The sequence below is a fragment of the Tahibacter harae genome (assembly GCF_024437735.1).
Taxonomy (GTDB): domain Bacteria; phylum Pseudomonadota; class Gammaproteobacteria; order Xanthomonadales; family Rhodanobacteraceae; genus Tahibacter; species Tahibacter harae.
On record NZ_JANFQO010000047.1, the window covers coordinates 1 to 9,935 of the forward strand.

The following is a 9,935-nucleotide window of genomic DNA, read 5'->3' on the forward strand; positions in this document are numbered from 1 at the left end:
GTGGCCGCGGCGGGCCGGCGCGGCGGCGGCGCAGGCGGCCTGGCCGGCGGCGGCGGCGACGGACGCGCCGGCGAGGAAGCGCCGCCGGTCTTGCGCGCGGCCACATCCTGCGGCCGCGGCAGCGGCACCGAATTGGACAGCCCGCTGACATTGCGCAGGCCGCTGCCCGCCGGATCGCTGGCGGTGAAGCCGAGCTGGCGCAGCTGCTCGGAAGACGTCATGCCCGGGCTGAGCTGCAGCCGCATCAGCAAGGTGTCGCTGGCGACCACGCGCTGCTTCAGCGCGGCGACGAAATCGTGCAGGGTGGCGTAGCGCTCGTCGCGGCTCTTCGCCAGCATGCGGTCCAGCACTGGCTGGAAATGGGCGAACTCCGCATCCAGCGGCGGCGGCGCCTGGGTCAGGTGCGCCATCATCACCGCGATGGGCGTGTCGCCGTTGAACGGCGTGCGGCCCGACAGCAGCTCGTAGAACATGACGCCCAGGCTGTACAGATCGGAGCGGCCGTCGATGTCGTTGCCGCTGATCTGCTCCGGGCTCATGTAGTTGGGCGTGCCGACCAGCATGCCGGTCTGGGTCAGGCGCGTGGCCGCCTGGTCCTGCTGGCGCGCGATGCCGAAGTCGGTCAGCACCGGCGTGGCCGCATCGCGGAACATGATGTTGGCCGGCTTGAGATCGCGGTGGACGATGCCCTGGCTGTGGGCGAAATCCAGCGCGCCGGCGATCTGCACCACGACGCTGACCGCATCGGCCAGCGAAAGGCCGTCCTGCATGCGCTCCGACAAGGTGCCACCTTCGAGGTATTCCATCGCGATATAGGCGACGTCCTCGGTGGAGACGATGTCGTACACCGCCACGATATTGCGGTGCGGCAGCTTGGCCATGGTGCGGCCTTCGAGCAGGAAGCGCTTCTCGAACTGGCGCGCGTCGTCGGAGGCCGCATCGTGCGAGCGCCGCATCAGCTTGATCGCGATCTTGCGCTGCAGCGATTCCTGCATCGCCAGCCAGACCGTGGACATGCCGCCCGCGCCGAGCTGGCGCAGGAACTCATATCCAGGAATCTTCACCGGCGTCTGTGGCATGGCCAACCCAGCCCTCCCTCGGCCGGATCATAGCAACAGGGATCCGCCTTGCGGCGCACAGGCGGCCAGGCGCGGGCGCGCCGGCCCGGCCGCCCCTCTACAACGCCAAAACGCGGCAAAGGCGGACAAGCGCCGCGGTTCAGGCGCGCGGCAGCACCAGGGTCACGCACAGGCCGCCGCCCTCGCGGTTGGCCAGCACGATGCGGCCGCCGTGGGCTTCGGCGATCTCCCGCGCCAGCGCCAGGCCCAGGCCCGAGCCGGAGCGCTTGGTCGAATAGAACGGCAGCAGGGCATTGGCCAGCACCGCCTCGCTCATGCCGCTGCCGCGGTCGCGGACTTCGATGCGCGCCTCGCCCGGGCGCTGCACCACGGCCAGCTCGATCTCCGCCGCCGGGCCGCCGGCCTCGTGCGCGTTCTTGACCAGGTTGATCAGCACCTGCTCGATCTGGCTGCGGTCGAACCAGCCGCGCTGTTCCGGCGCCGCAGCCACCTGGATGTCCGGGAACTGGCGCGCGATGGCATCCAGCACCGCCTGCCAGGACACCTCCTCCAGGCGCGGCTGCGGCAGCTTGGCGAACTCGGCATAGCCGCGGATGAAGCCGTGCAGGTGGCGGGCGCGGTCCTCGATAGTGTCGAACACCGCGCCCAGGCGCTGGGTATCGCCCTTGCCGGCCAGCACGCGGCCGGAATGGGCCAGCGAGGAAATCGGCGCCAGGGAATTGTTCAATTCGTGGCTTATGACACGAATGACCTTTTTCCAGGTTGCCACCTCCTGCCGGCTCAGCTCGCGCGTCATGCGCTTGATGAGGTACATGCGGTGCTGGCGCCCCTGCAGCTTGAAGCTGCGCTGGGAGAAGTGAAAGGTCTCGTCCTCGCCGTCCAGGGCTACGGTGAACAAGGTGTCGCCGCCGTCGGCCACGGCGTGGGCGAAGGCCGGCGGCGACTCGGCCACGACGGTGTCGAAGGCCAGCCCCTGCAGCGGGCTGCCGGCGTTGAGCAGCTGGCGCGCGGCGATATTGGCGTAGACCACATGGCCGCCGGGTTCGACCAGCACCATGGCCGTGGGCGTGTTCTGCACCACCGTGTCCAGCAGCAGTTCGCGCTGGAACAGGCCCTGGCGTTCGTCGCGCAGGACCCGGCCCAGCTCGTTGTGGGCCTGCACCAGCTCGCCCAGCTCGTCGCGCTGGTCGGTGGCGATGCTGAAACTGAAGTCGCCGTCCTTGAAGCTGGTGACGCTGCCGGTCAAGGCGCGGAACAGCGCGGCACTGCGCGCGGACAGGACGCGCGCCAGCGGCAGCACGGCCAGCACCAGGAACAGGACCAGCAGCGGCAGGCTCAGGCGCAGATCGTCGAACCCGCGCTGCACCAGCAGCGCCAGACCCGCCGCGGCCACAGCCACGGCGGCCAGCACCGCGGCCAGCTTGCCCTGCAGGGAAAGAAATCGCATCGCTGTCCTTGTGCGTATCGCCAGCGGCGAAACCTACACCAAACCGCCGGCCGCGACGCTCAGGCCGGCAGGCTGATGCCCAGCTTCTCCAGCCGGCGGTACAGCGCCTGGCGCGACAGGCCCAGTTCCGCCGCGGCCTGGCTGATGACGCCGCGGGCCCGCGCCAGGGCGGCCTCGATCGCGGCGCGGTCGGGCTCATCGGCGCCGCGCACCTGGGCGCGCACGCTGGCCAGGCCCAGGTCGGCCGGCTGCACCAGGCCGTCGCGGCACAGCACGCGGGCGCGCTGGATGGAGTTCTTCAGCTCGCGCACATTGCCTGGCCAGGTATGCGCCAGCAGCGCCGCGCGGCTGTCGTCGGACAGGCGCGCCTCCTGGCCGAGGAAATGCTGGGCCAGCGGCAGGATGTCGTCGGGCCGCTCGCGCAGCGGCGGCAGGGCCAGCTCGATCACGTTGAGGCGGTAGTACAGGTCTTCGCGGAAACGGCCGTCGCGGATCATCGCCGGCAGGTCGGCGTTGGTGGCGCTGAGCACGCGCACCTTGACCGTGCGTGTGCGGCCCGAGCCCAGGCGTTCGAACTGTCCGGTCTCCAGCACGCGCAGCAGCTTGATCTGGCCCGACAGCGGCAGATTGCCGATCTCGTCCAGGAACAGGGTACCGCCGTCGGCCAGTTCGAAGCGGCCTTCGCGCGCCTTGTTCGCGCCGGTGTAGGCGCCGGCGTCGGCGCCGAACAGCTCGGCCTCGATCAGGTCATTGGGCAGCGCGCCGCAGTTGACCGCGATGAAAGGTCCGTTCTTCACGCTGGAGTTCGCGTGCACGATCTCGGCGATGCGTTCCTTGCCGGCGCCGTTGGGTCCGGTGATCAGCACCGGCAGGTCGGCGCGGGCCACCTGGCAGGCCAGCTCGATCACGCGCTCGGTGGCGGAATCGGCGAACACCAGGCCGCGCAGGTCGAAGCGCGCGCGCAGGGCGTCCTGGCTCTTGCTGCGCGCCCGCTTCAGGCGCGTCACTTCGCGGGTGGACTCGGCCAGTTCCAGCAGGTTCTCCACCGTGGCCAGCAGCTTCTGGTCGTCCCAGGGCTTGGCCAGGTAGTCCGCCGCGCCGGCCTTGACCAGCTCCACCGCGGTTTCCAGCCGGGTCCAGCCGGTCAGCAGGATCACCGGCAGGTCCGGGTAGCGCGCGCGGATGGCGCGGAACAGGGCGATGCCTTCCTCTCCGGAGGTGGTGTCCAGATGAAAGTTCATGTCGGCGATGACCAGATCTATCGCCTCCTGTTCGAGCAACTCCAGCCCCTGCTGCGGCGACAGCGCCGCGACGGTGCGGATCTCGTTGAGGGACAGCAGGACTTCCAACGCCGTGGCAACGGCCGGGTTGTCGTCGATCACCAGGACGGTGCGCATGGACTCACGATGAGATAGGGGTTTCGGGTTGCGCATGGACTGCTTGGATGCAGCTCAGCGCGGTTTGGTTACGTGGAGCAGGGATCCGGGATCGGGGATTTGTCGGAGCGGCTCCCGCTGCGTTGCGAACGCAGCGGGAACGCAGGGAGCGTAACAGCAAGCAGCAAAGCCCGAGAAGCGCGGAGCCGGAACGCGGGTATCTCATCGCGGATCCGGCTCCCGAATCCCGGCCCTCAGACGCTGCGCGTAGCCACCGCCGGCGGCACGCGCGAGGCGCGCGTGGCGGGGCCGAACACCGCTGCCTGGCCCAGCAGCAGCAGCACGACCACGCCGCAGGCCAGGTAGACCAGCGGCAGGCGCTGGGCTTCGTAGTTCGCCATCAGCCAGTAGTTGAGGCCGTAGGTCAGCACCGTGCCCAGGACCAGGCCCAGCGAGGTGATGAGCATGTTCTCGGTCAGGAAGTAGCGCAGGATGGAGCCGCGCGTCGCGCCCAGGGCCCGGCGCGTGCCGATCTGCTTGGTGCGCTGGGTGACCCAGAAGCTGGCCATGCCGACGATGCCCAGGGCGGTCACGGCGAGCAGGGCCACGATCACGCCGATCAGGATGATGGTCATGGCGCGGTGTTCCTGGTAGGTCTCGGCGCGGATCGCCTCGACCGTGCGCGGCTCGCGCACGATGCGGCTGGTATTGATCTGCGCCATCTTGGCCTCGGCCGCCTTCATCACCTCGTCGCGGCGGCCCGGCTCGGTGCGCACCAGATAGCGGCCGAAATTGCTGAAGGAGATGCGCTGGGGCACGAAGGTGGACTGGTATTCCGCATCGGGACCTTCGTCGCTGGCAAAGCCCAGCCACGGCACCTGGGTGCGTTCGACGATGCCGATGATGGTCTGCGGCGCACCTTCGTTATCCAGGTAGATCTGCTTGCCCAGGGCGGATTCGCCCGGGAACAGCCGGTTCGCCAGCGCCCGCGTGATGACCACTATCGACGGCCAGGTGTTGTCGCCGCGCTCGCGGAAGGTGATTTCGTCGGCGGTGAAGAAGCGGCCTTCGGCCAGCTTGGAACCGAAGGTATCCAGGCCGTGCTCGTCGACGAAGTAGATGGCCGAGGAAGCGCTGGACGTCCTCTGCTGCGGCTTGAGGCTGATGCCGGTGGACCAGCCGCCGTTGCTCAGCGGCACGGTGTTGGTCGAGGTCGCCGCGGCCACGCCGGGCAGGCCGCGCAGCATGGCCAGGTCTTCCTCGATGCTGGTCTTGACGTTGAAGCCGGTGCCGAAGCCCAGGCTGCCGATGGTGAAGGTGTCGACTTCATTGATGCCGCTTTCGCGGCCCATCAGCTGCAGGCGCTGGGAGATGATGAACAGTGCATTGCAGACGATGGCCAGGGTCAGGGCGATCTGCAGGCCGATCAGCACCAGGGCGACCTTGCTGCGCATCAGCGCGGACAAAATAGGACGAATTTCCATAAATTCACCTGTACTCGTAGGTCGGCGGTTACTGCGTCTTCAACTGCGTTGCCGGCGTGATCTGGCAGGCCTTCCAGGTCGGGAACAGGCCGGCCAGCACCGCCGCCGCCACCGACAGCGCGATGGCTGTGAGCACCATGAACCAGTCCAGATGCGCGACGTTGTTGAGATCCTTGTACAGTGAGCGCACCGCGGTCAGTCCCAGCACCGTCAGCACCAGGCCGATCAGCCCGCCGCTGACGCCGATCACGCCGGCTTCCACCAGGTGCTGCATGAACAGCTGGCCGCGGGTGGCGCCCAGCGCCCGGCGCAGGCCGATCTCGCTGGACTTGCGCATGAACTTGGCCAGCAGCAGGCCGATGGTGTTGACCAGGCAGACGATGAGGAAGGCGAAGGAAAGGCCGACCTGGATCTGCGCATCGCGCGACACCACGCCCTGGGCCTCGATCCATTCGTTCACGTCCGGCAGGCGGTTGTTGAGCGGACGCGCGAAGCGGCCCAGCTTCTTCTGCTCGTTGACGTAGTTGTTGAGGAAGCTCATGTATTCCTCTTCCCGCGCCGGCGAGTCGAGCTGCACCCAGAACTGGATCCAGACGCAGTCGGAAGCCAGATAGCCTTCCCAGCCCGGCTTGGCCGACTCGAAGCAGGAATTGTTGCCGCTGGCCTGGGCCTGCAGTTCGATCGCCGTGGTGAAGGGGACGTAGTACTCCTCGGCGTCGTTGAACGCGCCTATGGTCAGGTCGTAGTACTTCACCCGCGGCTGCCATTTGTCGAGCACGCCGACAATGGTGTAGTCGATCTCGTTCAGGCGCACTTTCTTGCCGGTGCTGTCGGTGCCGCCGAACAGTTTCTCGTTGAGGCCCGAGGACAGCACGGTGACGCGGGCGTGCTCCTTGTCCTGCGCCGCGTCCCAGGCCTGGCCGTATTTGAACGGCGGCTCGAACATGGCGAAGAAATCCTTGTAGGTCGCGCGGCCCAGCGAGGAGAACGGCTTGACGTCGGGATTTTCCGGCTGCAGCGGCCACACCGTCTTGAACATGGCCGCCTGCAGATCGGCCTTGCCGGCCTGCATCAGCGCATTGGCATCGAGATAGGTGAGCTGGTCGGGCGGTTCGTTCGGCGCGCGGTAGGGCTGGTCGGCGCTCCAGTTGTCCAGCTGTACCGCGTGCAGCTTGTCGCTCTTCCACGGAATCGGGTCGCTGCCCATCAGGTAGAACACGGTCAGGCTGGTCATGCTGGTGCCTATGCCCAGCGCAATGCCGAACACCATCAGCGCGGTCAGCAGCGGATTGCGCTTGAGGCTGTGCAGGCCCAACTGCAGGTAGTAATAGAACATGGCGGGGCTCCTCAGGCGGTGACCGCGGCGCCGCTGCCCTGCGCCGGCACGCGCAGCTGCGGTTCGGATTCAAAATCGGTGACCTGGCCGTCGATCACGTGCACGTTGCGCTGGGCGCGCGCGGCCAGTTCCGGATCGTGCGTGACCATGATGATGGTGGTGCCCTGGCGGTTGATTTCCTCCAGCAGCTCCATGACGCCGCGCGCCATCAGCGAATCCAGGTTGCCGGTGGGTTCGTCCGCCAGCAGCAGGCGCGGCGAACCGGCCAGCGCGCGCGCGATCGCCACGCGCTGCTGCTGGCCGCCGGAAAGTTCCGCCGGATAGTGCTTCATGCGCGAAGCCAGGCCGACCCGCGACAAAGTTTCCTCGATGCGCCGCTTGCGCTCGGCCGCGTTGAAGCCGCGGTAGCGCAGCGGCACGTCGACGTTGTCGAACAGGTTCAGGTCGGGAATCAGGTTGAAGCCCTGGAAGATGAAGCCGATCTTCTCGTTGCGCAGGCGCGAGCGCTGGTCGTCGTTCATGCCGCGCACGTCCACGCCGTCGATCCAGAACTCGCCGCCGCTGAATTCTTCCAGCAGCCCGGCGATATTGAGGAAGGTGGTCTTGCCCGAACCCGAGGGGCCGGTCACGGCGACGAATTCGCCTTCGCGCACGTGGATGGAAAAGTCGCGCAGCGCGTGGGTCTCGATCAGGTGGGTGCGGTAGACCTTGGACAGGTGATTCATCTTGAGCATGACGTGGCTCCCGGGGGCGTCGCGATAAAAGAGAGAGGGGGAATGTGTAGGGAAAGCAGCCGTATCAGCGCGCCAGCGCGATGCGCTCGGCGCCCTTGAACTCGTCCAGGCTGGAGATGATCAGGCGGTCGCCTTCCTTGACGCCGGATACCAGCTCGACTGCGTTGAGGCTGGTCGCGCCCAGCTCGATGGTGCGGCGCTCGGCCATGCCGTCCTTGCCGACCACATAGGCGACGCGGCCGGCACCGGAATCGACGAAGGGACCGCGCTCGACCATCAGCACATTGGGCCGCTCGTCGATCAGGATGCGCGTGGTCAGGCGCTGGTTCTGGCGCAGGCCGGCCGGCTGTTCGCCGCTGAAGCGCACCCGCGCGATGACCTGGCCGTTGACCACTTCCGGGCTGACCGCGGACAGCTCGCCGGTCAGCTGCTGGCCGGCGTTCTGGATCTGCGCCGGCATGCCGATGGCCAGCTCGCGGGCGAAGGTTTCCGGCACCGGCACTTCCACTTCCATCGCCGACAGGTCGACCACGGTGAGGATGCCGGCATTCGCCGCGACATTGGCCTTCTGCTGCACCAGCAGTTGGCCGACCTGGCCGGCCACCGGCGAGCGCAGCTTGAGTTCGTCCACCTGGCGCTGCAGGTCGGTCACCAGCAGGCGCTGGCGGTCGCGGGTCAGGCGCACGGTCTTGAGTTCAAAATCCAGGCTTTCGCGTTCCAGCGCCGAATCTTTCTTTGCATGCGCCAGGGTGACTTCGGCCTTCTGCAGCGCGTCCTTGGCGCGCATCACGTCCAGCTGCGGCAGCGCGCCGAGCTGGAATGCCTTCTGCGTGCGCTCCACTTCGCGCGCCGCGGTCTGGCGGTCGATCTCGGCCTGGTCCACGGCCTTCTGCGTGGCCAGTTGCTGCTTGCGGTTGTCGATGCCGGCGCGCTCGGCGGCCAGCTCGGCGCTCTGCAGGGTGGCCTGTTCCTGCATCAGGCGGTTATTGAGTTCGGGGCTGACGACTTCGGCCAGCACCTGGTCCTTCGCCACCTTGTCGCCGGCCTGCACGGCCAGGGTGACGATGCCGCCGCTGGGCGAATACAGGGTCGGGCTGACTGCCGCGACCACGCGGCCCTGGGCGGAGATGTCGCGGGTCAGGTTGCCGCGCTTCACGTCGGCGAAGCGCAGCCGCTCGGCGCTGACCGAACCGCCGCTGCCCAGCGTGCGCAGCATGCCCGGCAGTATCCAGGCGCCCAGCGCCACGGCGATGCCGGCGGCCAGCGCGTATTTCCAGTAGCGGCGGGCCGGGGCCACCACCGGCCGGCTCATGGCTCTGTCCTGGGCTGAGGTATCGCGAATCATGCAAGGCACTCCAGTGTTTGGGTTGTCCGCCGGTTGGCGGAACCGCGGTTCCTGGGCCTGTTTCAGCAACCTCCGTGCCAGCACAGCACCTCATTGAATTGAAATAGTTTTTTGGCGATTTACAGGGCGTACGCCTGTCCGCGGACAGGGTGGCGGACAGGGCCGGGATTCGAGATCGCAGATACGGGATTCGCGCTTTGCGCGACCAGCACTGCACGCAGGAGTGAGACGATGGACGGCGCGCGAAAGCCAAGGCATCGGGTCGCCCATCCCGAATCCCCAATCCCCAATCCCCAATCCCGCCCCTGCGACCATTCCGCCCCAGGCCGCATCCCTGGCTACTGTGAACCCATCGACCTTCGCCATCGACGTACCGGAAAGCCTGCTGCAGCGCGCCCAAAGCGGCGAGTTGCGCGCTTTCGAGCAGATCTACCGGCTGTTCGAGCGGCCGGTCTACAACCTGGCCCTGCGCCTGCTCAACGACGCGGACGCCGCGCGGGAAATCCTGCACGACGCCATGCTCAAGCTGTTCCAGCGCCTGGACCAGTTCCGCGGCGACTCGCCGTTCTGGGGCTGGCTGCGCCAGATCGCGCTGAACGAGGCGCTGATGCGCCTGCGCAAGGACAAGCGCCTGGAATTCGACGCCAGCTACGACGAGCTGGAGACCGAGGCCGCGCCGCCCTGGGTGCACGCCGACGGCCTGCTGCTGGAACAGGCGCTGGGCCGCCTGCCGGCGACCACGCGCAGCGTGCTGTGGCTGTATCACGTCGAAGGTTATTCCCATCCGGAGATCGCCGACGCCCTGGGCAAGAGCGTCAGCTTCTCCAAGTCCCAGGTCGCCCGCGGCACGGCAAGGCTGCGCGGCTTGCTGGACGGCAGTACGGAGTCTGTGACATGTCTGATCGCCAATTCCCGAACGAACTGAACGACGACGCGGTAAGCAGCGCCTTGCGCAAGCTGCCGCAGGCCGCGCCCGGCACCGACGGCTGGAGTGCGCTGGCCGCCAGCCTGCGCGCGGCCGGCCTGGTAAAGGACGAGACCACGCCCGCGGCGACGGCGCCGCCGCCGGCGGCCGATGCGCCGGAGCGTACGGCGCCGCCGGCACACCCGCGGCGCGACCGCCGCGCGGCCGCG

General features: G+C 67.9%; 8 protein-coding genes and 1 pseudogene. 2 read left to right on the top strand and 7 right to left on the bottom strand.

Annotation, left to right across the window (positions count from 1 at the left end; translation table 11 throughout):
- From NM961_RS23510 to NM961_RS23540, 7 genes are all read right to left on the bottom strand, one after another.
- A partial coding sequence (locus NM961_RS23510) for a serine/threonine-protein kinase (protein WP_255916870.1) occupies nt 1–1,079 on the bottom strand: 1,079 nt, incomplete at its 3' end.
- 139 nt (nt 1,080–1,218) lie between these two features.
- Entirely contained in the window at nt 1,219–2,526 is a 1,308-nt protein-coding gene (locus NM961_RS23515) for a sensor histidine kinase (protein ID WP_255916871.1), read from the bottom strand.
- Between the two features lie 59 nt (nt 2,527–2,585).
- Entirely contained in the window at nt 2,586–3,923 is a 1,338-nt protein-coding gene (locus NM961_RS23520; protein ID WP_255916872.1) for a sigma-54-dependent transcriptional regulator, read from the bottom strand.
- A 233-nt stretch (nt 3,924–4,156) separates the two neighbouring features.
- Nucleotides 4,157–5,386 (bottom strand): ABC transporter permease, encoded by a 1,230-nt coding sequence (locus NM961_RS23525; protein ID WP_255916873.1) that lies wholly within the window; start codon nt 5,384–5,386, stop codon nt 4,157–4,159.
- Nucleotides 5,387–5,414: 28 nt separating this feature from the next.
- Nucleotides 5,415–6,722: an ABC transporter permease gene (locus tag NM961_RS23530; protein ID WP_255916874.1), complete on the bottom strand. Its 1,308-nt coding sequence runs from the start codon at nt 6,720–6,722 to the stop codon at nt 5,415–5,417.
- 11 nt (nt 6,723–6,733) lie between these two features.
- Complete coding sequence (locus tag NM961_RS23535; RefSeq protein WP_255916875.1) at nt 6,734–7,456, bottom strand: ABC transporter ATP-binding protein; 723 nt, start codon at nt 7,454–7,456, stop codon at nt 6,734–6,736.
- 64 nt (nt 7,457–7,520) lie between these two features.
- Nucleotides 7,521–8,801 (bottom strand): efflux RND transporter periplasmic adaptor subunit, encoded by a 1,281-nt coding sequence (locus NM961_RS23540; RefSeq protein WP_255916876.1) that lies wholly within the window; start codon nt 8,799–8,801, stop codon nt 7,521–7,523.
- A 343-nt stretch (nt 8,802–9,144) separates the two neighbouring features.
- Between NM961_RS23540 and NM961_RS23545 the strand changes: the two genes are divergently transcribed.
- The gene (locus NM961_RS23545) at nt 9,145–9,726 is read left to right on the top strand and encodes an RNA polymerase sigma factor (RefSeq protein WP_255916877.1); all 582 of its coding nucleotides are present in this window, start codon (nt 9,145–9,147) and stop codon (nt 9,724–9,726) included.
- Nucleotides 9,696–9,935, top strand: a pseudogene (locus NM961_RS23550) (hypothetical protein); the annotation flags it as partial. The gene NM961_RS23545 and the pseudogene NM961_RS23550, both read left to right, overlap by 31 nt.